The sequence below is a fragment of the Actinomadura sp. NPDC000929 genome (assembly GCF_040492065.1).
In the GTDB taxonomy this organism is placed as follows: domain Bacteria; phylum Actinomycetota; class Actinomycetes; order Streptosporangiales; family Streptosporangiaceae; genus Spirillospora; species Spirillospora verrucosospora.
In genome coordinates this window covers 27,652-54,154 of the sequence record NZ_JBEUPA010000004.1, presented here as the reverse complement: position 1 = coordinate 54,154, position 26,503 = coordinate 27,652, and the positions used below count along the sequence as shown (strand labels likewise).

At 70.4% G+C, this 26,503-nt stretch carries 21 protein-coding genes; 3 read left to right on the top strand and 18 right to left on the bottom strand.

The genetic code is table 11. The features are described from left to right. The first annotated feature begins 108 nt into the window (after positions 1-108). Positions 109-1,215, top strand: a complete 1,107-nt coding sequence (locus ABWI04_RS02545) for an epoxide hydrolase family protein (RefSeq protein ID WP_353831255.1) — start codon at positions 109-111, stop codon at positions 1,213-1,215. Between the two features lie 82 nt (positions 1,216-1,297). Here the strand turns inward: ABWI04_RS02545 and ABWI04_RS02540 are convergent, their stop codons facing one another. The 11 genes from ABWI04_RS02540 to ABWI04_RS02490 form a co-directional block, all read right to left on the bottom strand. Further along, complete coding sequence (locus tag ABWI04_RS02540; protein ID WP_345172210.1) at positions 1,298-1,636, bottom strand: 4Fe-4S binding protein; 339 nt, start codon at positions 1,634-1,636, stop codon at positions 1,298-1,300. Beyond that, positions 1,633-3,183: an FAD-dependent oxidoreductase gene (locus ABWI04_RS02535; RefSeq protein WP_345172207.1), complete on the bottom strand. Its 1,551-nt coding sequence runs from the start codon at positions 3,181-3,183 to the stop codon at positions 1,633-1,635. The genes ABWI04_RS02540 and ABWI04_RS02535 overlap by 4 nt, the downstream gene beginning before the upstream one ends. Then, positions 3,180-4,151: an ABC transporter substrate-binding protein gene (locus tag ABWI04_RS02530; protein WP_345172205.1), complete on the bottom strand. Its 972-nt coding sequence runs from the start codon at positions 4,149-4,151 to the stop codon at positions 3,180-3,182. Before ABWI04_RS02530 ends, ABWI04_RS02535 begins: the two co-directional genes overlap by 4 nt. A 35-nt stretch (positions 4,152-4,186) precedes the next feature. Then, positions 4,187-4,531: a 4Fe-4S binding protein gene (locus tag ABWI04_RS02525; protein WP_353831254.1), complete on the bottom strand. Its 345-nt coding sequence runs from the start codon at positions 4,529-4,531 to the stop codon at positions 4,187-4,189. Next, complete coding sequence (locus ABWI04_RS02520; RefSeq protein ID WP_353831253.1) at positions 4,528-6,096, bottom strand: FAD-binding protein; 1,569 nt, start codon at positions 6,094-6,096, stop codon at positions 4,528-4,530. The genes ABWI04_RS02525 and ABWI04_RS02520 overlap by 4 nt, the downstream gene beginning before the upstream one ends. Before the next feature lie 16 nt (positions 6,097-6,112). Beyond that, complete coding sequence (locus ABWI04_RS02515; RefSeq protein WP_353831252.1) at positions 6,113-6,931, bottom strand: ABC transporter ATP-binding protein; 819 nt, start codon at positions 6,929-6,931, stop codon at positions 6,113-6,115. Beyond that, a complete protein-coding gene (locus tag ABWI04_RS02510) occupies positions 6,928-7,779 on the bottom strand; it encodes an ABC transporter permease (protein WP_353831251.1) in 852 nt (283 codons plus the stop codon). Before ABWI04_RS02510 ends, ABWI04_RS02515 begins: the two co-directional genes overlap by 4 nt. A gap of 1,127 nt (positions 7,780-8,906) precedes the next feature. Beyond that, on the bottom strand, positions 8,907-9,119 hold the full coding sequence (locus tag ABWI04_RS02505) for a DUF397 domain-containing protein (protein WP_353831317.1): 213 nt from the start codon (positions 9,117-9,119) through the stop codon (positions 8,907-8,909). 326 nt (positions 9,120-9,445) lie between these two features. Continuing rightward, a complete protein-coding gene (gene fxsT, locus ABWI04_RS02500; protein ID WP_353831316.1) occupies positions 9,446-13,888 on the bottom strand; it encodes an FxSxx-COOH system tetratricopeptide repeat protein in 4,443 nt (1,480 codons plus the stop codon). 20 nt (positions 13,889-13,908) lie between these two features. Next, complete coding sequence (locus ABWI04_RS02495; RefSeq protein WP_353831250.1) at positions 13,909-15,030, bottom strand: AAA family ATPase; 1,122 nt, start codon at positions 15,028-15,030, stop codon at positions 13,909-13,911. Beyond that, positions 15,020-16,642: a VMAP-C domain-containing protein gene (locus ABWI04_RS02490; RefSeq protein ID WP_353831249.1), complete on the bottom strand. Its 1,623-nt coding sequence runs from the start codon at positions 16,640-16,642 to the stop codon at positions 15,020-15,022. The genes ABWI04_RS02495 and ABWI04_RS02490 overlap by 11 nt, the downstream gene beginning before the upstream one ends. A 308-nt stretch (positions 16,643-16,950) precedes the next feature. Between ABWI04_RS02490 and ABWI04_RS02485 the strand changes: the two genes are divergently transcribed. After that, positions 16,951-17,865, top strand: coding sequence for an effector-associated domain 2-containing protein (locus ABWI04_RS02485; protein WP_353831248.1), 915 nt, complete (start codon positions 16,951-16,953; stop codon positions 17,863-17,865). Positions 17,866-17,908: 43 nt separating this feature from the next. On the opposite strand, the gene ABWI04_RS02480 is transcribed toward ABWI04_RS02485, so the two are convergent. The 7 genes from ABWI04_RS02480 to ABWI04_RS02450 are packed head-to-tail and all read right to left on the bottom strand — an operon-like array spanning position 17,909 to position 24,662. After that, positions 17,909-19,084, bottom strand: coding sequence for a cytochrome P450 (locus ABWI04_RS02480; RefSeq protein ID WP_353831247.1), 1,176 nt, complete (start codon positions 19,082-19,084; stop codon positions 17,909-17,911). Then, positions 19,081-19,785 (bottom strand): TcmI family type II polyketide cyclase, encoded by a 705-nt coding sequence (locus ABWI04_RS02475; RefSeq protein WP_353831246.1) that lies wholly within the window; start codon positions 19,783-19,785, stop codon positions 19,081-19,083. Before ABWI04_RS02475 ends, ABWI04_RS02480 begins: the two co-directional genes overlap by 4 nt. A gap of 43 nt (positions 19,786-19,828) precedes the next feature. After that, positions 19,829-21,319, bottom strand: coding sequence for a methyltransferase (locus ABWI04_RS02470; protein WP_345172191.1), 1,491 nt, complete (start codon positions 21,317-21,319; stop codon positions 19,829-19,831). Beyond that, positions 21,316-21,594 (bottom strand): acyl carrier protein, encoded by a 279-nt coding sequence (locus ABWI04_RS02465; protein ID WP_353831245.1) that lies wholly within the window; start codon positions 21,592-21,594, stop codon positions 21,316-21,318. The genes ABWI04_RS02470 and ABWI04_RS02465 overlap by 4 nt, the downstream gene beginning before the upstream one ends. Position 21,595: 1 nt before the next feature. After that, a complete protein-coding gene (locus ABWI04_RS02460) occupies positions 21,596-22,930 on the bottom strand; it encodes a ketosynthase chain-length factor (RefSeq protein WP_353831244.1) in 1,335 nt (444 codons plus the stop codon). Continuing rightward, the gene (locus tag ABWI04_RS02455) at positions 22,927-24,210 is read right to left on the bottom strand and encodes a beta-ketoacyl-[acyl-carrier-protein] synthase family protein (protein ID WP_353831243.1); all 1,284 of its coding nucleotides are present in this window, start codon (positions 24,208-24,210) and stop codon (positions 22,927-22,929) included. The genes ABWI04_RS02460 and ABWI04_RS02455 overlap by 4 nt, the downstream gene beginning before the upstream one ends. Continuing rightward, entirely contained in the window at positions 24,207-24,662 is a 456-nt protein-coding gene (locus ABWI04_RS02450) for a cupin domain-containing protein (RefSeq protein WP_345172183.1), read from the bottom strand. Before ABWI04_RS02450 ends, ABWI04_RS02455 begins: the two co-directional genes overlap by 4 nt. A gap of 1,009 nt (positions 24,663-25,671) precedes the next feature. Here ABWI04_RS02450 and ABWI04_RS02445 point away from each other — a divergent pair. After that, complete coding sequence (locus ABWI04_RS02445; RefSeq protein WP_353831242.1) at positions 25,672-26,475, top strand: SAM-dependent methyltransferase; 804 nt, start codon at positions 25,672-25,674, stop codon at positions 26,473-26,475. Positions 26,476-26,503: the final 28 nt, after the last annotated feature.

Genomic DNA, 26,503 nt, shown 5'->3' with positions numbered 1-26,503 from the left:
CCATGTCGCTCGCCATCCCTCATTGTTGGCACGACCAACAGTTTCGGATAGAGTTGGCAGCACCAACGTTGGCAATGCCAACGAAGTGGCGATCTCTGGAGTCAGAGCATGATCAAGCCGTTCCGCATCGACATCCCCCAGGCCGACCTCGACGACCTGACCGACCGGCTCTCCCGCACCCGCTGGCCCAACGAGGTCGCCGACGCCGGGTGGGACTACGGCTTCCCGCTGGCGCGGCTCAGGGAACTGGCCGAGCACTGGCGCACCGGCTACGACTGGCGCGAGCACGAGGCGCGGCTCAACGAGCTTCCGCACTTCACCACCGAGATCGAGGGACAGAACATCCACTTCGTGCACGTCCGGTCGCCGAGGCCGGACGCGCTCGCGCTGGTCCTCACCCACGGCTGGCCCGGCTCGTTCCTGGAGTTCCTCGACGTGATCGAGCCGCTGTCCCGCGACTTCCACCTGGTGATCCCGTCCCTTCCCGGGTTCGGCTTCTCCGGCCCGACCCACGAGCGCGGCTGGGACGTCGTCAGGATCGCGCGGGCCTGGGCCGAGCTGATGCGCCGTCTCGGATACGAGCGCTACGGCGCGCAGGGCGGCGACTTCGGATCGGGCGTCTCCTTGGCGCTCGGCGCCGTCGCCCCCGAGCGGGTCGTCGGCGTCCACGTCAACTACCTGCCGACCCGGCCGGCCCCGGACGCCGGCATCGAACTGTCCGAGGCCGACGAGGCCCGGCTGGCCAAGGTCAGGCAGCTGATGGCGAACCGTCCGCCCTTCCAGGCGCTGCAGGCCCTCATCCCGCAGACCATCGGCTACGCGCTGACCGACTCGCCGGTCGGCCAGCTGGCCTGGATCGCCGAGCGCTTCGCGGAGTGGACGGACCCTCGCTCGCAGATCGACGACGACCGGATGCTCACCGACGTCTCGCTGTACTGGCTCACCGCCACCGCGGCCTCCTCGGCGCGGCTGCACCACGACGCCCCGCGGCGGACCGAGCCGTGCCGGGCGCCGGTCGGCGTGGCGGTCCTCCCGCGCGACATCACGCAGTCGGTGCGGCCGCTGGCCGAGCGGCTGTACGACATCAGGCACTGGTCGGAGTTCGAACGCGGCGGCCACTTCGCCGCGATGGAGGTGCCGGAGCCGTTCGCCGAGGACGTCCGCGACTTCTTCCTCGCCCTCGCCAAGGACGACGATCCGGTCGCCACCCGCTAGGGACGCCGACAGCCGCGAACCCCTCGGCCCGGGAGTTCGCGGCCGATCGCCCGGCCTGGGGCCGGTCGGCCTCATGCGGAGGTCAGGGGCCGAGGCGTTCGGTGAAGACGTGGTTGCGGTCCGCGCGGCTGCCGGGGGTGCGGCCGCGGCCCCAGCCGACGATGCGCCGGTAGTCGCCGAACGCGTCGGCCAGCGCGTCCTCGTCGGTGTGGGGCGAGCCCTCCGGGGCCGGACCCGTGAACGGCGCGACGTAGAGGGCGTCCGTCGGGCAGTGCGCCTCGCACATGAAGCACGTCTGGCAGTCGCTCTGCCGGGCGATCACCGGAACGCCGTCCGGACCGCGGTCGAACACGTCCGTCGGGCACACCTTGACGCACACGTCGCACCGCACGCAGCGCCCCGCGCTCACCACCTCGATCATGCCGGCGCCTCCTGGGGCTCGGGGGCCGTCCACGGTTCGTCCAGGCCGCCGACGAGGCGCCGGTGCTCGTACCGCGGCAGTTGCGGGAGGCCCTCCAGCCGGTGCATGCCCCGGGACTCGGGACGGGCCAGAGCGGCGCGGTAGCTCCACCGGGCGTGCGCCGTCATCGCCGCCGCCGACCTCGCGCGGAGGCGTTCGCGACCGGTTCCGGCGATGCCCTGGGACGTGATCCGCTCCCACAGCGCGTCGAGGACGGCCAACGAGGCGCGAAGCCCGTCCCGCGTCCGGAAGAGGTTGCGGTCGAGCGGCAGCATCTCGTCCTGCACGGCCCTGATGACGGTCGCCGCGTCGAGCCGTCCGGGGCGCAGGCCGGCGCGCCCGGCCGGGACGGCGTGGGGACGCGCCCGTCCCACCGCGAACTCGGCGGCTCCGCGGCCGGCCCAGGTGCCCGACGAGATCGCCCATGCCCCGTTGTAGGCGCCGCCCCCGCTGACGGCGCCGGACACCAGTTCCCGCGTCGCGACGTCGCCGGCGGCGTACAGGCCGGGGACGGTCGTCGCGCAGTCGTCGCCGACGATCCGCAGGCCGCCCGTCCCGCGAACCGTGCCCTCCAGCACCATGCGCAGCTCGTACCGGTCGCGGAAGGGGTCGATCCCCGCCTTGTCCAGTGGCAGGAAGTAGTTCGGCTGGGCCTGGCGCATCGCCTCGTGGAGCTGCGGGGGCGCCCTGTCCAGCCGCGCGTACACCTTCTCCCCCGCCGCGAGCCGCTCCGCGACGCGGATCCTGGCACCGAGCGGATCCGGCACGTCGATCGGGACGCCGCGTTCGGTGTAGTACGTCGCGAACTGCATCATCAGGCCCTTGGTGTGCGAACCGTGCGCCGGCGAGAACGCGTAGGCGCTGGAGAACTCCATGCCCGACAGCTCGGCGCCCAGTTCGGCGGCCATCAGGTGCCCGTCCCCGGTGTCGACGTTGGTGCCGAACGCGCCGGACAGGAACGCGCAGCCTCCGGTGGCGAGGACGACCGCGCCCGCGCGGACGGTCCAGGTCTCGCCGCCCTTCTGGCGGGCGATGCCGGACGCGCCGGCCGCGACGCCCCAGTCGTCCACGAGCAGGCGCAGGGCGGGGTGGTGATCGAGGATCGTCACGCCCGATCTGTGCACCCGGCGCCGCATCCGCTTCATGTACTCGGGCCCCTGGAGGCTGCCCCGCCGCTCGACCCCGTCCTCGTCGACGGGGAACGGGTATCCGAAGGAGGCGAGGTCGTCGACCCGGCGGTAGGTCTCGTCCAGGACGCGCGCCATGGTGCGGCGGTCGGCGAGCCGGCCGCTCTGCTCGAAGCGCCCGTCGACCGCCCGTGCCCGCGCCTCCCCGTCCGGCGGGACGTGCCAGAGGTTGTTGCCGCCCGACGCGGTCGGCCCGCTGGTGCCGCAGTAGCCCTTGTCCGCGAGGACGACCCTGGCCCCGGCGCCGGCCGCGGCGAGCGCCGCCCACGCCCCGGCGGGCCCGCCGCCGAGGACGAGGACGTCGGTGTCCTGCGGGGTCACGGCCTGGCCCCGGGCGCCAGCCAGGATTCGAGGGCGTAGTCCTTCTTGATCAGCGCCTGCTGGACGAGGAACGTCTTGGTCCCTTCGAGCAGCTTCAGCCCCTCCGCCGGGAAGGGCTCGTCGGGCAGCTGGTCCTTCAGCGTCGTCTTGACCGAGACGTCGGCGGCGTAGCCGCCGGTCCGCGCCACGTAGGCGGTGTAGCCGGGCCAGTCCGCCTTGGCGACCCGCGCGGCCTTGGTCTCGGCCTTCTGCCACACCTGGACGATGTCCTTGTGTCCCGCCAGGTACTTCTCCGTCACGACGGTGACGGACGTCCCGAGCAGGTCCGGATGGTCCCGGGACGCGATGTCGATCGACTTGTAGCCCTTCTGCTCCTGCGCGACCTGGTCGGCGGAGACCAGGCCTCCCGCGTCGATCGAGTTCTTCTCCAGCGCCGCGACGATCGCGGGCGTGTACATGTGGATGATCTCCTTCGGCTTCACCCCGGCCTGCTTCAGGGCGCCGAGCAGGTAGCGGTGGATGTAGGAGCCCGTCTGGACGCCGATCCGCTTGCCCTCCAGGTCCTTGAGGGACGCCGGTCCGCCCTCCTTCCGGGCGACGATCGCGGCGTCCAGGCGGATCGAGTTGAGCGACAGCAGCCGGGTCGGCAGGCCCTGCCCCCGGCCGATGAGGGCAGGGGTGTCGCCGTACTGGCCGATGTCGAGGGAGCCGCCGGCGAGGGCCTGGTTCAGGTCGGGGCCGTTCGGGAACGTCGCGACCTTGATCTTGGTGATGCCGGCGGCCTTCAGCTCCGGCAGCAGCTCGCCGCGCTGGTCGAGGAAGCCGACGGCGCGGGTCAGCTTGTTGCCGACCCCCGACCCGATCACTCCGATGCGGAGCGTCCCGGAGCCGCTGTCGGCCTCGGAGGAGCCGCACGCCGTCGCGGCGAGGACGAGGAGGCCGGCGGCCAGAACTCGGGGGAATCTCACGGTGTCGCCTTTCATGGGGGTCGTTCGGGTCGGGGTCAGGAGGTGAGGGGGGCGCCCGCGGAATCCAGCGACGGGCCGATGGCGAGCCGGGCGCCGGGCGTGCGCCCGCGGCCCCAGCCGATCTGCGCTCGGTAGGCGCCGAGCGTCCCGTCCGCGGCGAGCGCCGCCTCGTCCGGGGGCTCGGGCAGCGCGTGCGAGCGCGGGTCGACGAACAGGGCGTCGACCGGGCAGTACGCCTCGCACATGAAGCAGGTCTGGCAGTCGCTCTGCCGGGCGACGACGGGGACGCCGTCCGCGCCGCGGTCGAAGACGTTCGTCGGGCACACGTCCACGCACTTGTCGCAGGCGATGCACCGCTCCCGCGAGATGATCTCGATCACGACGCCACCGCCCCGGTCTCCGGACGCGTCCAGATCTCGTCCAGGCCCCCGGTGAGGAGCCGGCGGTGCTGGGCCGGGTCCTGGTCGGGCAGGTCCTGGCGCTTGTGCATGCCCCGCGTCTCGGTGCGGGTGAGCGCGGCGCGGTACATCCAGCGGGCGTGCGCGGTCATGGCGGCGGCCGACCGCGCGCGCACGACCCCGGCGCCCTCCTCGCGCAGGGTGCCGCGCAGCTGCCGCCACGTCCGGTCCAGGGTGTCCAGGGCCGGGGCGAGGCGCCCGCCATGCCGCAGCAGGTTCTTGTCGTAGGGCAGCACCTCGGCCTGGACGGCGGCGACGTAGTCGGCGTGGCCGCCCGCCGCCGGGCCCTCCGGGCGGACGCCCGCCTCGCCGAGGGCGTGCACGGTCCGCGCGCCGGCCCGTCCGCCCAGCGCGGCGGCGTACCGGGCGGCGCCCTGCCCGGCCCAGGTGCCGGACGACATCGCCCACGCGGCGTTGTGGCTTCCGCCGCCGGTGAAGCCGCCGCAGATCAGCTCGCGGGTGGCGGCGTCCCCCGCCGCGTACAGGCCGGGCACCGAGGTCGAGCAGTCGGCGCCGGCGATCCGGATGCCGCCGGTGCCGCGGACGGTCCCCTCGGCGAGCAGCGTGACGGGGAACAGGTCGGTGAACGGGTCGATGCCCTGCCGGTCGAACGGGAGGAAGAAGTTCGGCTGCGCCAGCCGCATCGCCCGCCGGTCCTCGGGCGTGGCCCGGTCGATGCGGCACAGGACGGGTTCGCTGAGCAGCGTCCGGGCGATCACCGATCGTCCCCGCCGGCTGCCCGCGCCTTCCAGGACCGTCCCGTCCGCGTGGTAGAAGGTGGCGAACGAGTAGAACGCCGTCTTGGTCACGGACGTGAAGGCCGGGGCGATCGCGTAGGCGTTGGAGAACTCCATGCCGGACAGCTCCGCGCCCGCCTCCGCCGCGAACAGGGCGCCGTCCCCGGTGTTGACGTCGCAGCCCAGCGCCCTGCTGAGGAAGGCGCACCCGCCGGTGGCGAGCACGACCGCGCCCGCCCGGACCCGGAACGGCCGGTCGTCGCGCAGGCGGTACCCGGCGGCGCCGGCGACGGCCCCGGCGCCGTCCGCGAGCAGCTCGGTGACCGGGCTGTGGTCGAGGACCCGCACCCCCGACCGGCGGACCCGCACGCGCATCCGCCGCATGTACTCGGGGCCCTGCAGCCCGCGCCGGATCTGGCGGCCGTTCCCGTCCACCGGGAACGGGTACCGGGAGATCTCGGCCAGCTCGTTCATGTTCGCGTACGTCTGGTCGAGGACGCGGGCCATCCACCCGCGGTCGGCGAGGTACCCGCCGAGCGCCTCGCGGCCGGCCATGGCCGCCTCCCGGGCCTCCGGCTCCGGCTCGACGTACCAGACGCCGGTGCCCGCCGACGCCGTCGCGCCGCTCGTCCCGAGGTACCCCTTGTCGGCGAGGACGACGTCGGCGCCGGCCTCCGCGGCCTTGATCGCGGCCCACGCGCCGGCGGGGCCGCCGCCCGCGACGAGCACGTCGGCGGTCAGGTCGGTCATGATGCCTCCTTGGCGGTCAGACGGTCGGTCGAGCGGAGCTCGTCGATTGAATGGCGGTGGGTGGGGGCTGGAGGACGGTCCGTCGAGCGGAGCTCGTCGATTGAATGGCGGTGGGCGGGGGCTGGAGGACGGTGCGCACGCCGAGGCCGTCGAGCAGGTCGCGCCGCAGCGCGATGAACCCCGGATCGTCCAGCGACCGCGGCCGGGGAAGGTCCACGGTGTACTCCCGTTCGATCCGGCCGTCCGCGAGCAGCAGCGCGCGGTCGGCGAGCAGGAGCGCCTCCTCGACGTCGTGGGTGACCAGCAGGACCGCCGGCCGGTGCTCGGCCCACAGGTCGGCTACGAGCGCCTGGGCGTTGAGCCTGGTGAGCGCGTCCAGGGCCCCGAACGGTTCGTCGAGCAGGAGAAGGTCGGGCGTCCGCACCAGCGCCCGTGCCAGCGCGACGCGCTGGGACTCGCCGCCGGACAGGGTGAGCGGCCACGCGTCGGCACGCGCCGTCAGCCCCACCTCGGCCAAGGCCGCCTCGGCCCGCTCGCGCAGGTTTCGTCCTCGCAGGCCCAGGACCACGTTGCCCCACACCCGGCTCCAGGGCAGCAGGCGGTGCTCCTGGTAGACGACGGCCCGCCTGCCGGGGACGTCGATCTCGCCGCCCCCCTCGCCGTCCAGCCCGGCCAGCGCCCGCAGCAGCGTGCTCTTCCCGGAGCCGCTCGCGCCGAGCAGCGCGACGAACTCGCCGGGCGCGATGTCGAGGTCCACGCCGTCCAGGACGGCGCGCTCGCCGAACACCCGCCGGAGCCCGCGGACGCGGACCCCTTGCGCAACCGTCGTCGTCATCGCGCCACCAGCCCCCGCCGCCACGCCAGGGCGCGCCGCTCGACGAGCCGCACCAGCAGGTCCGTCGACACGCCGAGCAGCGCGTACACCACGAGCACCAGGAAGACGGTCTCCATCTGCAGGAACTGGGTGGCCTGGTTGATGAGGAAGCCGATGCCGCTGGCCGTCGCGGACTGCTCCACGACGACGAGCGTCAGCCAGGCGACGCCGAGCGACAGGCGCAGGCCGACGAGGATCTGCGGGAGCGCCCCCGGGAGGATGACCTTCCGGATGAGGCCGAGACGGCCGAGCCCGCAGGTGCGGGCCGACTCGACCAGCCGCTCGTCCACGCCCCGGATGCCGTGGAACACGTTGATGTAGAGCGGGAACACGACGCCGACCGCGATCAGGCCGACCTTGGACGTCTCGCCGATCCCGAACCAGATGATGAACAGCGGGACCAGCGCGAGGTGCGGAAGCATCCGGACCGCCTGGACCGGGGCGTCGATGACGTCCTCGCTGATCCTGAACAGCCCGGAGAGCAGCCCGAGGACGAGCCCCGCCGGCAGCCCGACGGCCAGGCCCTTCAGCACCCGCCCCAGCGACACTCCGAGGTTCTGGAACAGCGCGCCCGACGACGCCATCTCCCAGCCGCGGACGGCGACGTCGCTGAGCGGCGGGGTCGTGCTGCCGAGCCAGCCCGCGCGGGCGCCGGCCTCCCACAGCGCGAGGACGACGACGAGCCCGCTGACCTTGCGGGCCCGGCGCAGCAGGGACAGCAGCACGGCCCCGGAACGGGCGGCGACCGCGGGGCGCGCCGCCGTTTCGGGAATCGCCGAGCGCGGTGGATCGAGCAGATGGGTGGACACGAGGCACCTCCGGGAGGGGGCAGCGGAAGGAAGGCGGCAGGGGGCCCGGCGCCAAGGGGCAGCCGGTGATGGAGGGGGTTCGCCGATCAGTGGCGTCGGAGCACGAAAGAGCGGCTCAACAGGACGCGCTGCACACGCGAAGGAGGTCGACGTGGCGCCTCGCCACCAAGACCTCCGCTGCGTTCATGCCCACAGCATGCACTCGGCGCCCGCCCCTGTGAACCCCCCAAAAAGCCGTCCCCACCTGCACAGACGTCTGAACGAGGCCGCTTTCTCGATAAAACCTACCGTTTTACCTGGGAATATGCCGCGGGGAACCCTCTTCGCTGATCGGCTTCGCGGTTACGCAGATCACACCGCCCGGAAACCTCTGGACCGACAAATCGCAACGCATCAGCCAGTTGGCCCGAGATCCCCACCCTGTCCGCGAGAACGACGGTCTGTCACGCGGCGAGTACACCGGCCGCGGGGACTCGTGAATCCAAAACGCCAGTCCCGACGTCGGGACTGGCGCGCTCAGATCAACCGGGAGCGGCCACAGGTGCGGCTCGACCACCAGAGGGCCCCGGGACATCGCCCATCGTAGGCTCCGGTAGAGCCACCGTTGACGCGAGCTCGCCGCTGCGGAGTCAGGTCGATGAACACCATGGAGGTTCGCGACCACCAGCACGTCCGCACCCGCAACTCGCGTCAGCGCGTCCCGCAGCCACGACCGCGGGCGGGCCGAGTCAGGTCGATGACTTGCGACGACGAAGCGACGGTCCGCGCCGTGCCCGCGTGTTCAATTCGCTCAGCGACCGCGATGGCGGCGCCGAGCGCCCCAGCGAACCGGTCGCGGTGGCGCCGAGGCGTCGGGCCGATGCGCTCCTGACGGGCACCGAGCAGGCTGACGTCGATACGGCAATGCCAGCCGGACCGTCGTCCACCGGACCGGTCACCACGCCACGCCCGCTGGCAGGCGCTGCAAACGCGGCACAACTCTGGATCCACGCGCGGTCATGCCGACGTCTCCGCAGACAGGAAGGCGCTAAGGCCGACGCCACCAGCCTGCACCACGCGCGGACCTCCCAGCCGAACCTCACGGGCGTGTCCTTCGATCAGTGCACTCGATTGAACCTGAGACCGCGTTAACGCAGGTCGAAGGTTCCCTTCTTGACCTCGTCCAGCAGTCCGCGCAAGACCGACTTAGAGACGAGGATGGTCGTCGGGCGCGGATTCTTGGTGTCTCGGATGGCACCGTACGAGGCGGAAGCGGCAAGGGAGACGCACCCCGTCCCATCCGAGCCAGACCGCTTGCTCTTGCGCCATGACGCCTTGTCCCAGTCCCCTAGACCGTCCATTACCTCTTCCATCCCTCCAGGGAGTATCGCAGTGGTTCTCAGTGAGACAGGACGGCGCTGCCAGAAGGCCCGATCCCTCGACAACCAGACCGGCTGACACATCTACCACAATCACGAGATTGACGAAAATTTTCGAGAACGACAATCACCATGGACATGAATACTCTCTCTCCTTGCAGACAGAGAGTGTAACCAGAAGATCACAAAAGGCAAACCTTCACAGTCCGCCAAATAAAGAATCGAATCCTCTCAGAACTTATCCAGGTTGTGTCATTCCTCTAGTCAGGATGAGATCCAGGAGGACCGAAGGAAGATCGGCGCCGCACTCAAACCGGAATCAAATATATTTCGCAGTCTGCACGGACCCCTTCTTGGGCGGCTGCGATAGCCGGGTGCGAGCGGCCGTACGCCCTGCGCATGCCGCCAACGGCCCGCTCCGTAAGGGCGTCAGCCTCCTGCACCTCTCTGAGACCGCGCAGATCGAGCCCCAGGTTGAACATGCATGCAAGCGTCGTGGGATGCATTTCGCCAAGGACGCGCCGCGCTCCGTCCAGCGCCCCCCTGTCTCTCTCGGCGGCCTCCAAAAAATTGCCCATAGCATAATTATCACTGGCCAAATTAATCGCACAAACAATGCTGCGTGGATGGTCAGGGCCGAGAACCCCGGTCAGGATATTCAGCGCGGTCTCGTTCAGCCTCTTAGCCTCTTCGAGCTGCCCATCAGCCCGGAGGGCCACGGCAAGATTGATGTTCGCGCTCGGCGTGTTGGGGTGATCCGAGCCGAACATCCGCAAGAAGTTGTATGCCGTCGCGCGCGCGAGGCGTATCGATTCGCCGAGCCGGCCGACCTGGCGCAGGTTAACCGCGTGGTTAAGGGCGGCGGAGACCGAGCCGGGATGGTATTCCCCATACTGCTCGATGTAGCGTTCAAGTCCATCGGCGGAGAGGAGGAGTGCGCGTTCGCGGTCACCCGCTTTGCGCTCTGCGACGGAGAGCGCCGTCAAACTCTCGGCGAGACCGGCGAACCTACTGCCGAACGCGGACTCAAGACGCTGCGTGTGCTGACGTGCGAGCTCTCTCGCCACGTCGAAGTGGCCCAGTTCCATTTCGTCCACGGCGATCGCTGCTAGGGATGACAGCGTCCGGGTATAGTTTTCACCGAAAATGTTGATCAAGTGTTGGTGGGTCTGCCGATCGAGATCGCAAGCCGCCTGGAAATCGCCGTTGAGCCGAAGGCTGATGGCGTAAAGATGCGCCTGTAGCAGGGTCATCGGGTCGTCCTCACCGCACATACGGCGCAGTGTCTCAAAGGAGCGCTTGTCGTATTCGAGAGCCTGGCGGAACTGCCCCAGGTAACGCAGGTCTACCGTCACATGGCGCTGCGCCTCGATGGTGCGCTCGTCGTTCACGCCATACTCTTCGGCCCGCAGATCACGGACTCGGACATGGTGGCGGTACGCCTCCTCGAATCGTCCTTGCAGGCGGAGGGCGCGGCCGAGGTGGAGCATCGCCTCCTGAGTCTGCTCGTTCCCCTCGCCGAGCATCTCCGTCCAGGACTTGACCACGGTCTGCGCCAATTCGAGGAAACTGTGGTGGTCACCCCACTGGAAGAGAAAGTCGATCTCATTGAGGACGAGCCGACGCGTCCAGGGATCGTCGAAGCCGACGATGCCCGAGTAGTGAATGTGCGGCAGCAGATCCGCGTAGCGACGCCAACTGGCCGGCAACGCAGGGTCACGCGGGTCGAAGTTGGCCATGAGCTGGTAGCCACACCGGCGCAGCTCCTCGGCCTCCCCAGGAGGTATCTGCCCGACAAGGACCCGCTGCACCAGGCGGTGCAACATGATTGTGTTGTCTTTGTGACTGATTTTGGCCAGTGCGTAACGGTTTATCGCACGGATCGCACGTCCTCGCTTGACCGGGTCTCCCAGAGCTTCGAGCAGCTCGGGCGGCCCATCGACATTGCGGGCACCGGACAGCATCCGCAGCGAGATGGGCTCCGGCGCGAAGAACGCGCAGACCTGGAGCAGTTGTAGAGCCGCGGGGTCGCTGGTCCGAAGCCGGTCCAGCGAGACGTTCCAGGCCGCGGCGACCGGCAGCTCGTTGGCCATCAGCGCTGCGTCCGCCAGCAACTCGGTCGCCTTCTCGTGCTTCTCCCGGAAGAGCTGCAGGTACTCGTCGACCGGCATGCCCGTCTCGGCGAGCCAGACCCCGGCCTGCGCGATCGCCAGCGGAAGGTCGCCCAGCACCTCGGCTAGTTCGTCCGCCTCGGCGTCGGCGAGACCGGTCCCACGGAGCCGGAGTAGCGCCTTGCTCTCCTCTCGAGCGAAGACGTCGACCTCCAGGAGGTCGGCGACCTCCGCCCATTCCCGGTTACGGGAAGTGACGAGAATCTTGCCCGAGCCGCCGGCCGGAAAAAAGGCCTGGACGTCTTGTACGTTCTCGGCGTTGTCGAAAACAAGCAGCCAGTTGCGGTAGGGGCGGCCAAGCCGCAGCGCCTCGCGGACGGCTGGCACCGCGACGTTGGCTTCCTGGCTGACCGGCAGATGGAGCTCAGCGGCCAGCTCGGCAAGGTCCTGCTGGATCTGACCGGGGCGTTCCGATCTGATCCACCAGATAACATCGAAATCAGCCATATGGCGGTAAACATACTCGGCAGCTATCTGAGATTTGCCGACTCCGCCCATTCCTTGCAGTATCTGAGGGAGGCTGTCTGCCCTTCTCGGCAAGAGGCGCTCATGCAGCTGCTCAAGCAAGCCTTCACGCCCGGTGAAATTCATGTTCCGCGGTGGCACGTTTCCCCAGATGGGCGGCGGCTCGGACGTCTGGCCGCCCAGCGTCTTCGGTGAGTCCCGAAGTACCTCGCCAGCTCCACCCCGGGTACTTCTTCTTTCCTCACTCTCGGTGCCCAGGGCCGAAGCGACGACATCCTGCGTCTGCTCCGCGCCCCGCTCTCCCCTATCCCTTGACCCCTCTTCTCGAGCTGAATGCGAATGATGGTTCAACTTCCCAGACAATTGGATTTCCAGTGCCTTGACAGGGCTCAAGTAGGGCCCCGCGAGCGCCTTGAAGACGTCAAGGACCGGGATGGCGAACGGCAGAATCTCGTCAGGTACTTCCGGCATTACATCCCGCTCCGGCGCGGTGACGAATTCGACGAGATCGCGTAGCCCGGCGATGCGATCACCCAGATGGCGTGCCACTGTGGTGAGCACCTGAGTCGTTTCGGACCGGAGCCCCCCGGCGAGAAGTTCGGCGCGGACCCCTGGAGCGAAGTCGAAGACGACTTCGTCCCGACCATCGGCCGCCTGGCCCGGCTCCGGCCCGACCCGGTGCAGCAGGCCGCTGCCAACCAGTTCCACCAGGTCCGACGGACGCGATTCGGGGAGCATGGTGCGCTGGACGAGGCGCATCACGGGAGCGTTGAGCGGAGCCGCGGCCAAGTGAACCGCCAGCGCGAACACGGTCGGGCTGACAGCCGCGCGGAACCGCTGGACGATCTCAGAAGCAGCGGTGTCCGAAGGCAAGTCGTCGACGCCCGCCGGGATCGCTACAGATGGTAGGTCCAGATCGGCTCCGCAGACGGTGACCGCGCCGTACCAACTGCCACGGTGCGTCGCGACGAATCCCGCCCAGTCGGCAAGTTGCCGCGGATCCATCTCGATAACGGGCACGTGGACGTGGGAGCGGCTGGGGGGTGACAGTAGGGCTTCGGAGGCGCTACCGAGCGGATTCGCGGGGTAGCGCACACGGTACAGACGGTTGGCTACAGCGGCTCCCTCCGTGTATAGCCTTGCCGGCCGGGTGAGGATGCCTGTTCGCCGCCACTGGCGTCTGGAAAGGAGGTTGATCAGAACAACCGGGGCCTGCTGGCCCCACCGAGCCAGCAGTCGCTGAGCGGCCCCCGAGTGCCAAGCGTCTCCGATTCCGTCGGTCAGCACGAAGATGAGCCGGCTGTCACGCCGCCCCCGGAGGGTGAGCCCTGTGGCCGATCGTGCGCCACCGACCGGCCCTGGCTCTCGCACGAGTAGTGGACCTGTTCCGCCGACGTCGGTATCGAGCAGATGTGTACGGATGATCCTGAAGGCTCCGACCGCGCCGAGACAGTCGATGAACCGGTCGGCCGTCGGCCGATTGAGTGCGGCCAGCGGCCCGTCGTCCACGACGACGTCGAGATCGAGCCACCGTTCGGAGACGGGCCTCGTCTGGAGCAGCCAGAGCCCGTCCTGAGCCGCGCGGTTCGCGGTCGCCTCATCGTCCAGTTCCACCTCGCCACGGCGGGACGCGACCACCCGCTTGAAGGGACGAAGTGCTTGTTCGAGGCGGCGCCGGTCGTTCAACGGCCGAACCCCGGCGAACGGGTCGCTCCGCATGGAGAACGAAAAGGTTGCCGGAACCGTATGGCCGCTACGTTCTAGTCCGCTGCGTGCCAGCGCCCGCAGCGGGCGCGAGTCCGATCCGCCAGAACTCCAGGAGCTTTCCCCAGGGGGCACCGACGGCGCCATGAGCCCGTCGGACGGCGTCGGCCGCAGCCCATCGACGGAGGCGTCGCGTGCCCCATCTCCGTCGTCGCCGTCCCGACTCTCGGCTCGGATACCGCTGGTCAACTCACCATCGGCAGGTCCCCCAGGCCGGACGGCGACGGCACGATCGCGAACGGCCCCGCGGGCAGCTGCGTTCATCTGTGCGGCCAGCCAAATGACGTCGGAGACCTCATGCCACGCGAGAGGGCCTGCCAGAGCGCTCGAAAGTTCCGCGCGCCTCGCCATTGGAGATTCGATCGGCTCGTTCACTCAACTGCCGTTTCCAGACGTTGCCAGACGAGCTCCATCAGCCTTTCCCATCCGGTTTCAGGTTCCCGCCCACCGGAAGTCGCGAGGTAGACGGCATTGAGCAATTGATCCGCGGCGAGTCCGCCTCGGTCGCCGCGGCGCTCGAGGAAATCTCGGATCAGCTGGCGGGTACGTTCATCGACCCGCTCGGCGAAATGCGCCGCCACCATGTCAGCGAGGAGGTCCTCGTCGGGCGCTCTCATGAAGAACTGCAGGCACCGGCGCAAGAACGCAGGAGGAAATTCTCGCTCACCGTTACTCGTGATGATGACGACAGGGAACGCCCGACAGCGCACCCTTCCTCGAGAGATGTCGGCCATACCGTTCGGGTCGGCCGTATGCACCCTCACTACAGGCTTCTGGGCGCTGACGCGAAACAGTTCGGCGATTCCATACTCGCCCTCCTCGAATACATCGAGGAGATCATTGGGCAGGTCTATGTCACTTTTGTCAAGTTCATCGATGAGCAGTACACGCGGCACCTCATAAGGTAGCAGAGCGGTTCCCAACGGGCCGAGCCGAAGGTAATGCCCCAATCCGGTGTCGGTTGGCGCGAGAGAATCCTGATCTTCCGCGCCCGCCTCCCGCATCTCAGAGGACCCGTGCGCAAGCGTCGTGCGCCCCGTTGCGGCGTCCTGCGCTCTTCCGATCGCGTCATACTCGTAGAGTCCGTCGCGCAACGTACTCCGGCTGCCGATGGGCCAGCGCAGCACCCGGCCGAGCCTTAACTCGCGGGCGATTCTGTAGGCGAGGGTTGACTTTCCGACGCCCGGTTCACCGGTAACCAGAAGCGGGCGCCGCAGCAGGAGCGCCGCGTTGACCGCGTCGATCTCCGCGGGGTCCGCGCGACGGAGCTGGGTACTGACAGGCCCCAGCCTGCGGTCAAGGTCGCGCTCATCAGCCGGCGGAGGCGAAATCGGAGGTCCACCGTCGAAAGAGCGCCAAGGGGGCGGAGGAGGCAGCGCCGCGGCAAATCGCCCTTCCGGAAGCGGCCGTCCATCACCGTGGTAGATCCACCAGGCGTTGGACGCGGCCTCGTCGCCGGGGTAGGCGGTCTCAGACGGCTCATCAGCGACCATTGGCGATATCCCTTCTATCGTGAACCGACCGCCGCACTCGTGAGGCCGGAGCGCGCAGCGCGCGAGGATCGTCCAAGAAATGGTTCGGGTCATCCCAAAGGAGAGTCACCTCGAGAGCGGAGCCCCCCTCAACGTCATCGGCAATCGGCACATTCCCCCGAAGGCGTTTGATGTCAGTGGGCAGGGCCCGGAGGTCAGGGCGATCGACGACCTGCCGCATCGCCTCTCGCATATCCGTGGTGAGCTCCCCAACCTGGCGCCAGAGCACCACTGGCACCCCCGCACGCAGTGCCTTCCAGAGCTCGCTGCGACCGGGCTCGCGGTCGGGCGGGCCGCTCAGCACGCACGCGACGATCTCACGGCTGCTGATTAGCCGATCGCCCATCGGACGCGGATGATCGGGGTCCCCCGCGTCCGCCCAGTAGGTGGTGCAGTCCACCGCCTCGACGAGCACCTGCCAGCGCTGGCGCCACGCGCGATGGACCCCCAGCTCGCGTAGCCTCTCGTGGCTTCGGATGAGGATCTCGTACTCCGCGCCAAGCGGTGTCGGGTCCAGTGCTTCCGGCGCGTCTCGCGTCCACTTGTGCACATCAAGATTGATCATGTTGAGCGGCAACACGAACTCCAGCACCAGCGAGTCGTCGAGATCGTAGGCCCACCCGCGCTCCGCCTCGTCGATCAAGGCGCCGACGTGCTCGCGCACGGTGCTTAGTGGGACCACCAGGTCCTCTCCGGGTTCGGGACGCCATTCGAGCGGATGTATCTGCCGCCAGTGCGACAGCCGGCACATCACCTCGCCCTCCGCGAGATCCGGGAGCGTATCGAGCTGGATGATGAGATAGATGGGCTTGCCGGCTCGCGCCGCGAGCAGCCCGGAACGGTCCCGCATACGGTCGAGGTAACCCGCCTGAGCGGTGTCGCCTGCGCGGCGTAGCCGCTCCGTCTCCATCGCCAGCCACTCGCGCAGGCTTTTGAGCCGCCACGCATCCTCGGTCTCGGTGCCTCCAGCCGCCTGCCTTGTCTGCATGGTCTGTAGCAACATCGCTACGAATATCAGGTGCGGGGATGGTTTCCCAGGTGCCGTGTTGTGGTCGAGCAGAGCCGAGAAGGCGTCCCAAGCGTCGTTGAGGCGGAACGGAACGGTGGGGATGCTGTTTCCGGTGGCGACCACGTAGAGCCGGGTGAGCGACGGCGCCCACAGTCCGGTGAGGAGATCCTCGATCTGAGTCTCGACGACCGGTTCCAAGTAGGCCCGGACCGGGCTCAGCATGCGCTTCAAGCGCGCGACGGCCACCGTCGGCCCGGCGACGAACTCGACCGCGCGGACCAGCAACTGGAGACCGTCTGGTATTTCCCGGCAGGCGAGTACGAGGTTGAAGAGGTAATACCTCGGTTGCGGGAGATCCGGCGGCAGCAACGGTGTGCATGCACGCTCACTGATGTATTGGACGACGATGGAGCGAGCAGCCACGTCCCGCATGTCCGGTATGTCCGAAAGCAGGGCGACAATCTCGTCGGTGGTCCGTTCTCCATGGACCTGCTCTTGCGCGCCCTCCAGTGACTTCGTCGCCGTCGGCGCCAGGGACGGTGACTTCGACTCCTCGCGCGCCATGCGCCGTTACCCCTTCTGCCCCGGACCGCTCAGCCGGTCAATGTAGTATGCGCCCTCCCAGTCGTTCTGCGTCGCCGGACACACTGGTTCCACGCCATCGCAAGGGCGCTCACTTACGGCCTCGGCCGGTCGGCATCTACTTGCCGGAGTGAGCGCAATGCGTGCACCCTTGGGGGCAATCTAATCGTTCAAGGGGCATCAGAGTCATGCGGAACGGCTCCGGCGAAGCGGGGACAGGCTGGACCCCGAGCGGTCATTGCACGCTCTTCGTCTGCGACATCATCAGTTTCAGCAAACGCGCTGACCACGTGCAAAGCCATCTGCGAACCGTCTTATACGAGGCTCTCCGGAGCTGTTTCGAGGCGTCGGGCATCCCCCTCGAAGGCTGTTACCAGGAGGACCGCGGCGACGGTGTCATCGTCGTGCTGCCGCCGTCCTACGACCCGTCCCGCCTGGCCCATCCGCTGCCCGACCACCTGCGCGGCGCTCTGCGCAGGCACAACGGGCTGGCCGCCGAACACGCCCGGATGCGGCTGCGGATCGCGCTGCACGGCGGGCCACTCGAATCGGACGCCAAAGGGATCGTCGGCACCTCCGTCAACCACGTCAACCGGCTTCTGGACGCGCCGTCCTTCAAGGAGGCACTCGCCGCGGTACCGGCCGACCTGGGGGTCCTGGCGTCCGACGAGTTCTACCGCACGGTGATCCAGGAGGGCCGCGGCGCCGTCGACCCCACTGAGTTCCGGCCGATCGACGTGCGCCTCAAGGAGACCGAGACCACCGCCTGGCTCTGCATCCGAGACGCGCCTCCGACGGCACCGGCGGGGGACGCCGCCAAAGCCCCCGCTCAGGTGGGGCCGCTTCCGGCCAACGGTACCGAACCGCGTGCCCCGGGCTCGGACGCGCGCCGCCCACCGGATCAGGCGGAGTCCGCTGGTCTCCCCGCGCTCTTCGAGATCGTCGATCGGCTGATGGACATTCCGCTGCTGACGACGGCCGAGGGCCGGCAGCAGATCGTGGACGCCCTGCGCAAGGAGATCGCGATCCGCGTGCCGCGCCGGACGCAGCCCCATCTGGACGTCCATTCGATCGTCCGCACGTGCTCGGAGTTCCCCGGCGGCCTCCAGGAGTTCCTGGCGCTGGTCCACGCCTACGCAGGCGATTCGTCGCAGGTCCGGGCACTGGACGACACGGTCGCGAGGCTGACCGGGCACGCCCCCTGACCCCGCCGCGCAGCCGTCTCCGCACACCCGGCAGGCCACCGGGTTACCAGGTCACGGGTAGTTCTACGGGGCCGTGGAAGAGGGAGTCCGTCCGCCAGCGGATCGATTCCGGGGGGACGGCCAGGCGCAGGTCGGGGAAGCGCCGCGTCAGGGCGGCGAGGGCCGTCTGCATCTCGGCGCGGGCGAGCTGGGCGCCGACGCAGAAGTGGGGGCCGTAGCCGAACGTCAGGTGCCTGTTGTCGGTGCGGCCGAGGTCCGTCACCTCCGGATCGGTGAACAGGGCGGGATCGCGGTTGGCCGCGAGCGACGACACCGCCACCGTGCTTCCGGCGGGTATCGGCACGCCGCCGATCTCCACGTCGCGGAGGGCCAGGCGGGGCGTGCTGACCGGCACCGACGGCACCGTCCGGAGCAGTTCCTCCACCGCCGTCGCCACCAGCTCCGGGTCGCGGTGCAGCGCCGCGTACATCTCGGGGCGGGTCAGAAGGGCGTACACGCTCCGGGCGAGCTGGTTCATCGTGGGCCCGTGCCCCGCGATCAGCAGGGTGATCGCGAGCCTGACCAGCTCCGCCTCGGTGATCCGCTCCTCTCGGTCGCGGACCATCAGCAGTTCGCTGACCAGGTCGTCGGCCGGTTCGGCGCGCCTGGCCGCGACCAGGTCGACGAAGTAGCGCTGGATCGCGGCGCGGGCGCGGTCGATCTCCTGCGGGGAGGGGCCGCGCAGCGCCATGATCGTCTCGGCCCAGCCGCGGAAGGAGTCGCGGTCCTCGCGCGGGACGCCGAGCAGCTCGCAGATGTCGGTGAGCGGCAGCGGCGCGCACAGGGACTGGACCAGGTCGGCCGGCGGCCCGCCCGCGTCCGTCTCGTCCAGCAGCCCGTCGACGACCTCCTCGATCCCCGCCCGCATGGCCTCGACGCGGCGGCGGTTGAACGCCTGGGCGACCGCGCGCCGGAGCCGGGTGTGCTCGGGCGGGTCCATCTCGAACAGGACCCTGCTGGAGCCGACCGGCTCCCGCGGCTCGGCGGGCGCGCGGGGCAGGAACGTCGCGGCGCTGCTGAAGGCCGGGTCGCACAGCACGTGCTGCGCCTCGGCCGCCCGGGTCACGGCGTATCCGACGTCGCCCGACAGCATCCGCGCGCGGACGACCGGTCCGGGCGTGCGGACGTCGTTGATCAGCGGGTGGCCGCCCGGCTCGGCCGGGCCCGTCGGCTCGCTCATCGCTCCGCCCGCCCGGTTCCGGACGTCGCGGCGGCCGCGCCGTCCCCGGCCGGGCCGGGGTGGTAGGCGCTGATGCGCGTGCGGGTCGCGCGGACCTTGGCGTCCAGGTCGCGGAGCGCGGCTGCGAGCTCCCGGTGCCCGGGTGAGGCGAGGAAGCGCTCGTGGGCGTCCTCGTCGGTCCAGTCGCTGACCAGGTGGAATGTGCCGGGGTCGGCGATGTCGCGCGACAGCGACTGGGCGACGTGCCCGGGGTGGCGGGCCGCCACGGCGGCCATCCGGCGCCAGGTCCGTTCGAACTCCGCGGCGCGGCCCTCGTCCACGCTGATCTCCAGCAGCAGCCGGTACGTCGCCTGCGGCCGGTCGTCCGACCAGTGGTAGAACTCCTCGGCCTGGGCCTGGCGCATGGCGGGGCGGTCCCTGTCGTACGGGACGAGCAGCGTCGCGAGCCGGGCGCTGATGTCGAGGAACCCGGGGTCGTCGCCGGCCGCGTACAGGGCCCGCTCGAACGAGGCGTCTCCCTCGACCAGGTGGATGTACAGGTCGTGGTAGGTCAGCAATGTGCGGCGCGTGACGCCGATGCGGCGCGGCAGGTCGGTGCGGTCGTGCTCGCGGAACACCGCGGCGACGGCGTCCCGGTCGCCGGGCGCGATCCTCCGGATCATGACCGCCCGGTGGGTGGGCGGCGGGGCTTGGGGAAGCATGCTCGTCCTCCTTGACGTCGGGGCCCGGGTCACCGGCGCCCGGTCACGCGGCCTCCGCGGGGCGGCATTCCAGAACCGTCCAGTGCCCCTCCCGGGGACGGCCGACCAGCGCGAAACCGCACCGCGCCAGGAGCCGCCGCCACTCCTGCGGCCTCCGTTCCCGGCCGCCGAACAGCACCAGCATGTCGAGGTCGAGGAACTTGGCGTGGTCCCATCCGTTCCCTTCCGCCACCACGTGCTCGACGATGAAGAGCCGCGCGCCGCGGCGGTCGCCGATGGCCTCGCGCACGGCGGTCAGCAGCTCGGCGGCGCGCTCGTCCGGCCAGTTGTGCAGGACGGCCTTGAGCACGTACGCGTCGCAGTCGTCCGGCAGCGGGTCGGTGAAGAAGTCGCCGGCGATCCGGGTGACGCGGTCGCCGACCCCCTCCGCTTCGAGCACCTCCGCCGCCGCCTTGACGGCGCACGGCCGCTCGAACAGCACACCCGACGCGTCCGGTGCGCGCCGCAGCGCCGCCGCGAGGAAATGGCCCTGCCCGCCGCCGAGGTCGGCGATCCGGCCGAACCTCTCGGGCCCGACGACGTCCAGGTGGCGTTCGGTCTCCCAGCGGCCCAGCGTGGTCATGGTGCGGTCGAAGCGGGCGCCGTCCTCGGGGTTGTCCTCGAAGTAGCGCCAGATGTCGGTGCCCAGCGTCGGGACCGTCGCGGGCTCGCCGGTGCGGACGCTGTGCGCCAGCGCCCCGAACGGCTTCGTCACGTACGACCGCGTGCTGTGCAGGACCAGGGGCAGCAGGCTGTAGGGGTCGTCGGCGCGCAGGCCGTCGCCCAGCGGTGTGCTCGCGAACCGTCCGTCCGGCTGCTCCTCCATGATTCCGACGGAGGCGGCGCAGCGCAGGAGGCGGTAGAGCGCGTCCGGCACGGCGCCGGCGGCCGCGGCCAGTTCGGTGACGGAGCGCGGGCCGGACGCGGTCAGATCCGCCACGCCGAGTTCCGCGAGCGCGCTCACCACCGCGGCCAGCCGCATCCCGCACGTCAGGTACAGCAGGCGCTGCGCGTGGAGGTCGCCGGGCCCGTACCCGCCGGGGGCCGTGCGGGCGCGTTCCTCCAGGACCGCCTTGATGTGCGCCATCTGCTCGACGGTGCCGCGGTCGATGCGGTCGCGCATCGCGTCCTCGCTGATCGGGGAGTCCGGCTTCATCGCGAACTCCTGCCTCCACCGCATCAGCACGCCCGCCGCCTGCCGGCGGTACTCCCAGCGGATGTTCATGAACGCGAACGGCCCGGTCTCCACCCGGTGGGCGCGGACGGTGCGAGTCTCGGGATCGGGGGTGCGCCGCGACACCCACGACCAGACGTTGCCCTGCTCGTCCGGGTGGGTGGTGAGCCGGAACGTCACCGAGGGGCCGTCCCGTTCGATGATCTCCACGGCGGCGTACTCGGTGAACAGGTCGGGCCAGCCCGCCACGTCGTTGGTGTGCTCCCACACCAGCTCCATGGGCGCGTCGACCAGGATCTGGTTGTCGGTGCTCGCGGTCACGACCGGACCTCCCCGTCCCCGGCCGCGGCCTGGTTGAGGCAGCGGAGCATCTCGGCGGGGGTGCGGAGGTCGAACAGCCTGTCCTCGTCGAGGCGCAGGCCGAAGCGCTCGACCATCCGCGCGGAGACCTCCATCATCGCGACGGAGTCGTAGCCGAGGTCGGTGAAGGCATGGTCGGCGATGTCGCCGCCGAGGTCGACGCCGTCGCTCTCGCCGGCGCAGGCGCGCAGGACGGCGACCAGGTCGGGCAGGGTTATCGGGCCGTCTTCGGCCATGTCAGCTCCTGGGGTCGTTTCCGGGAAGGGCGCGGGGAGCCCGTTCGTCGAGGTGTCCGGCCGCGGACGGGGCCTCGCGGGGGCAGGCGGCCAGGACGAGAGCGCTGTTGAACCCGCCCTCGCCGCGCGCCAGGATCAGCGCGTGGTCGATGCGGGCGGGCCGGGGGCGGCCGGTGACGAGGTCGAGTCCGTAGGACGGATCGGCCCGGACGTCGGCGGTCGGCGGGATCATCCCGTCGCGCATGGCCAGCAGGCAGGTCGCGACGTCGACGGCGGCGCCGCCCGCCGACATCCGCCCGGTCATCGCCTTGGGCGCGGTCACCGGGACGCCGCCGGCGCCGAACAGGCCGGTGAGCGCCTCGGCCTCGGCGCGGTCGCGCATCGCGCTGCCCGCGGCGTCCGCGAACACCACGTCGATCCGCTCCGGGGCGAGGCCGGCGTCGGCGAGGGCGAGCGCGGCGGCGTTGCGCAGGGTCGCCGGGCGGCCGGATCCCGGCGGCGGGTCCATGGTCGCGGCGTACCCCGCGACCCGCCCGTACCGGTGCCGGGCACCGCGGGCGCGGGCATGGCGCCCGCGTTCCAGGACGAGGATCGCGCCGCCCTCGGCGATCACATGGCCGGACGCGCCGGCGGCGAAGGGGAGGTAGGCGCTCGCCGGGTCGTCGCCGGAGGACAGCTGCGGAGCGGTCGGCGCGTCCCGGCCGGCCGACATCGCGGTCACCCCCCACGAGCACACCGGGGCCTCGAATCCCCCGGTCAGCACGCCGTCGGCGCCCTTGCGCAGCACGCGGCACGCCTGCCCGATCGCGTCCAGCCCCCCGGCCTGGCCGCTGACGAGGACGCCGCAGGGGCCGCGCAGTCCGTGCCGGATGGAGATCTGGCCGGTGTTGACCGCGTAGAACCACGCGTACGACTGGTACGCGCTGACCTTCTTCGGCCCGGTCGACCAGAGCTTGCGCAGCTCGTTCTCACCGAACTCGAAACCGCCGGCCGAGTTGGCCAGGACCACGCCGTACCGCAGCGACTCCTCGGGGGACGGCGACAGCCCGGCGTCGGTGAGCGCCCAGTCGGCGGCGGTCAGCGCCAGCTGGGTGAGGCGGTCGGTCTGCGGCAGCAGCCGTCCGGGCAGGTGGTCACGGGGGACGAATCCGGGGACCTCCCCGGAGAGCCGGGCCGGGTAGCCGCTCGGGTCGAACCGGGTGATGGGGCCGATCGCGATGCGGCCGGTGAGCGTCGCCTCCCAGTGCCGCTCGGCGCCCAGCCCGCTCGGCGAGACCACGCCGATCCCGGTGATGACGGCCTGGTCGTCCTCGGCGGCCGCCGCGTCCGCGGTCATCCCTGCCACCGTCCCGGGGCGCTGAGCACCATCGCGCTCTGGAAGCCGCCGAACCCGCTGCCGACCGTGAGCACCGTTTCGACCCGCTGCTCGCGCGCCGTCCCGGGGACGTAGTCGAGGTCGCATTCGGGATCGCGATGCCGCAGGTTCGCGGTGGGCGGGACGAGGTCGTGCTCGATCGCCAGCGCGCTCGCCGCGACCTCGATCGCGCCGATCGCGCCGAGCGAATGGCCCACCACCGACTTGATGGAGCTGACCGGCAGCCGGTAGGCGTTCTCCGGGCCGAGCGCGAGTTTGAAGGCGGCCGTCTCGTGCCGGTCGTTCTGCCGGGTGCCCGACCCGTGGGCGTTGATGTAGTCGACGCCCTCCGCGGGGACGCCGGCCTCGTCCAGCGCCGTGGTGATCGCCGCCGCCATCTCGACCCCGTCGGGCCGCAGCCCGGTCATGTGGTAGGCGTTGCTCCGGGACGCGAACCCGCGGATCTCCGCGTGCACGTGCGCCCCCCGCGCCCGGGCCGCCGCCGCGTCCTCCAGGACCAGCATCGCCGCGCCCTCGCCGAGCACGAACCCCGCCCGGGTGGCGTCGAAGGGGCGGCATGCCCGCTCGGGATCGTCGTTGTCCGGGGACGTCGCCCGGATCGCGTCGAAGCAGGCCACCGTGATCGGGGAGATGGGGGCCTCGCACGCCCCCGCCAGCACCACGTCCGCGGCGCCGTCGCGGATGATCTCCACACCGTGCGCGACGGCGTCCAGCCCGGAGGTGCATCCCGTCGACACCACGCAGGCGGGCCCCTCAGCGCCGACGTCCCAGGCGACCTCGCGGACCAGGGACGCCGGGACGAGGTAGTCGGGCAGGTGCGGGGAGCCGTAGGCCGGATCCACCACCGCCAGGCGGCCGCTGTCGCTGACCACGCTGTACTCGCGTTCGAGCGAGACGGTGCAGCCGACCGCGCTGCCGACGACCACGCCGGTGCGGGCGGGGTCGAGGTCGCCGGACCGCAGCCCGCAGGCGGCCAGGGCCTCCCGCGCGGTGACGAGGGCGAACTGGGCGGCGCGGTCCATCCGGCGCCGCTGCCGGGGCGTCAGCCCGTGCCTTCCCGCGTCGAAGTCGATCTCCGCGGCCATCTGGGACCGGTACGGCCCCGGATCGAACACGGTGATCGTGCGGAAGGTGGGCTTGCCGCCGGTCACGGTCTCCCAGAAACCGCTCGTTCCCGGGGCGCCCGGCGTCAGGACCCCGATCCCGGTGATCGCCACGGGGCGGGCCCGCCGCCCGCTCATGCCGGCTCCCGCTCGCCCGCGGCGGCGGGCGGCCGCGCGTCCACCGAGGGCGGGGGCCCGTCGCCGGCCGGCTCCGCGGTCTCCACATGCCCCATGTCGGGGCTCGGGGCCAGCGGTCCGAGGAAGAGCACGGCGGTCACCGGCCGGTCGGTCCGGTTCTCGTAGCGGTGCCGGGCACCGCGGCGGATCAGCACCGCCTCCCGGGCGTCCACGACGTGCTCGGTGCCGTTGACGGTGAGGACGAGGCGCCCGTCGGAGACGTAGACGTGCTCGTCCGTGTACGGATGGTAGTGCTCGCTGACACGCTCCCCCGGCCGGAGTTCGAGCAGGGCCATGAGGCCGGCCGTCGTCCGGGCCGTGCCCGGCGACAGGAGCATCCGGACGCTGCCGCCGAGCCGGTGGTTCGGTTCGACCTCGCGGGCGCGGACCTTGACGGCTTCGAGAGCGGTCACGTTCCCTGGCCCCGCTTTCCGGCCCCTGCGGGACCGTCCGGAGCGGGCGGGGCGGAACGCGGCCGGTCGCGGGCCGGGGCGGCGCACTGCCCGGCGCGACGCGTTCCAGGGAGCATGGGGGTACGGGTCATAGGGGGTTTTGTCCTTCCTGGCCGGCGGCGGCGCCCCTCGCCTCGCTCGGCTGCCGAGAGTGGCCGTCACGCCTCTGGAGATCGGTGTTGAGCGTCGCTTCGGCGCCTTCCGGTCCGGGAGACCACGGGCGCTCGATCCGGCTTCGCTCCTTTCCGCGAACCGCGCGGACTCTCTTGTTTATAGCCAATAGAAAACGATCAATGACAGGCCACAGGTAGATTCTTTCGAGATCCTCGGGCGCAGTTCTTCTGAAATCCGGACCGAGTGCGCCATCACGGCGCCCGCCCCACGGAGCGACGTTTATTTTGCGTCGTTTGTTCTGCATGCCTCAGCTGCGAGGCCTCACCAGATCGGCAAGGTTTGTCCGCTATGCGAATGACGATGTCGTCGATCACCACGACAATGATCACCACCTCTGACCTGGTGAGAGAGTCACCCGGCGGCGCGCCGGACGCCGCGCGGGCCAAGAGCCCCTCAAACACTTTTCCCTAACCCGACAAATTCGAAGGAACGAATTTCTTGGACGCGAAACTTCTGGAGAGAGGGCCTCCGTGTCATAATTCAAAGCGCCCGCGAGCACAATGACGAAGTGCGCGGGGCCTCGTGAGCCCACTCCCTCGGCGAGCCGTGAAGGCGCCGTCCTGGTGGCAGCCTCCGCCGGGTCACAGGGACCGGGCGCCGCGGCCCATGCCGGATCCGTCCCGGGCGGATCTCGGCGACCATGTCCGGCTGGGGCGGCTCACGGGTCGGCATCCGGACGCGGTCGCCCGCCCCTGGCGCGGCGGCGGTTCATCGATGCGGAAGATCCGCGGGACGGACGCCGGCGCGGCACCTAGAGTGATCTTGGGCGGCAGTCATGACGATCGGGGGGCTGGAAATGACCGAGGACCAGGTGGACCTGAATATCGAGATCCCCCATTCCGCCCGGGTCTACGACTACATTCTCGGCGGCAAGGACAACTATCCGGCGGACCGCGAGGCCGCGGCGAACATCGTCGCCGACTGGCCCCACCTGCCGAAGTCCATGCGGGCCAACCGGAATTTCATGGCGCGGACGGCCCGTCACCTCGCCGCCGAGTTCGGCGTCCGGCAGTTCCTCGACATCGGCACGGGGCTCCCCACCTCGCCCAACCTGCACGAGGTGGCCCAGTCCGTGGCGCCGGAGTCACGGATCGTCTACGTCGACAACGACCCGATCGTCCTGGTGCACGCGCGCGCACTGCTCACGAGCACGGCCGAAGGCAGGACCACCTATCTGGACGCCGACTTCCTCGACCCCGACGCGATCCTGGGTTCGGACCACCTGGGCGACACCCTCGACCTGGGCCTGCCCGTGGCGCTGAGCCTGATCGCGATCGTGCACTTCATCCCGGACGACGCCGAGGTGCAGCGGATCATCGACCGCCTCATGGAGCCGCTGGCTCCCGGAAGCATGCTGGCGCTGTCGACCTGCACGGCCGACAGCGCTCCAGACGAGGTGGCCGCGGGCGTGGCCGCCTACAACGCCAACGGCATCCCGCTGGTGGCGCGCACGAAGCCCGAAGTGGAGCGCTTCTTCCACGGCCTGGAGATCCTCGACCCGGGCATCGTGCTCGTCAACCACTGGCACCCCGACCAGGCGGCGTCCGAAGTCCCGGACGCCCACGTCCACATGTACGGCGGCATAGGCCGCAAACGCTAGGCGGAGTCTTCGGCTCCCGCTGCGAGGA

Excerpts from the sequence above, each read along its gene's own strand:
- ABWI04_RS02545 (WP_353831255.1), top strand. The coding sequence starts at position 109 with ATGATCAAGCCGTTCCGCATCGACATCCCCCAGGCCGACCTCGACGAC.
- ABWI04_RS02540 (WP_345172210.1), bottom strand. The coding sequence starts at position 1,636 with ATGATCGAGGTGGTGAGCGCGGGGCGCTGCGTGCGGTGCGACGTGTGC.
- ABWI04_RS02520 (WP_353831253.1), bottom strand. The coding sequence starts at position 6,096 with ATGACCGACCTGACCGCCGACGTGCTCGTCGCGGGCGGCGGCCCCGCC.
- ABWI04_RS02515 (WP_353831252.1), bottom strand. The coding sequence starts at position 6,931 with ATGACGACGACGGTTGCGCAAGGGGTCCGCGTCCGCGGGCTCCGGCGG.
- ABWI04_RS02505 (WP_353831317.1), bottom strand. The coding sequence starts at position 9,119 with ATGGACGGTCTAGGGGACTGGGACAAGGCGTCATGGCGCAAGAGCAAG.
- fxsT (WP_353831316.1), bottom strand. The coding sequence starts at position 13,888 with ATGGCGAGGCGCGCGGAACTTTCGAGCGCTCTGGCAGGCCCTCTCGCG.
- ABWI04_RS02495 (WP_353831250.1), bottom strand. The coding sequence starts at position 15,030 with ATGGTCGCTGATGAGCCGTCTGAGACCGCCTACCCCGGCGACGAGGCC.
- ABWI04_RS02490 (WP_353831249.1), bottom strand. The coding sequence starts at position 16,642 with ATGGCGCGCGAGGAGTCGAAGTCACCGTCCCTGGCGCCGACGGCGACG.
- ABWI04_RS02480 (WP_353831247.1), bottom strand. The coding sequence starts at position 19,084 with ATGAGCGAGCCGACGGGCCCGGCCGAGCCGGGCGGCCACCCGCTGATC.
- ABWI04_RS02475 (WP_353831246.1), bottom strand. The coding sequence starts at position 19,785 with ATGCTTCCCCAAGCCCCGCCGCCCACCCACCGGGCGGTCATGATCCGG.
- ABWI04_RS02465 (WP_353831245.1), bottom strand. The coding sequence starts at position 21,594 with ATGGCCGAAGACGGCCCGATAACCCTGCCCGACCTGGTCGCCGTCCTG.
- ABWI04_RS02460 (WP_353831244.1), bottom strand. The coding sequence starts at position 22,930 with ATGACCGCGGACGCGGCGGCCGCCGAGGACGACCAGGCCGTCATCACC.
- ABWI04_RS02455 (WP_353831243.1), bottom strand. The coding sequence starts at position 24,210 with ATGAGCGGGCGGCGGGCCCGCCCCGTGGCGATCACCGGGATCGGGGTC.
- ABWI04_RS02445 (WP_353831242.1), top strand. The coding sequence starts at position 25,672 with ATGACCGAGGACCAGGTGGACCTGAATATCGAGATCCCCCATTCCGCC.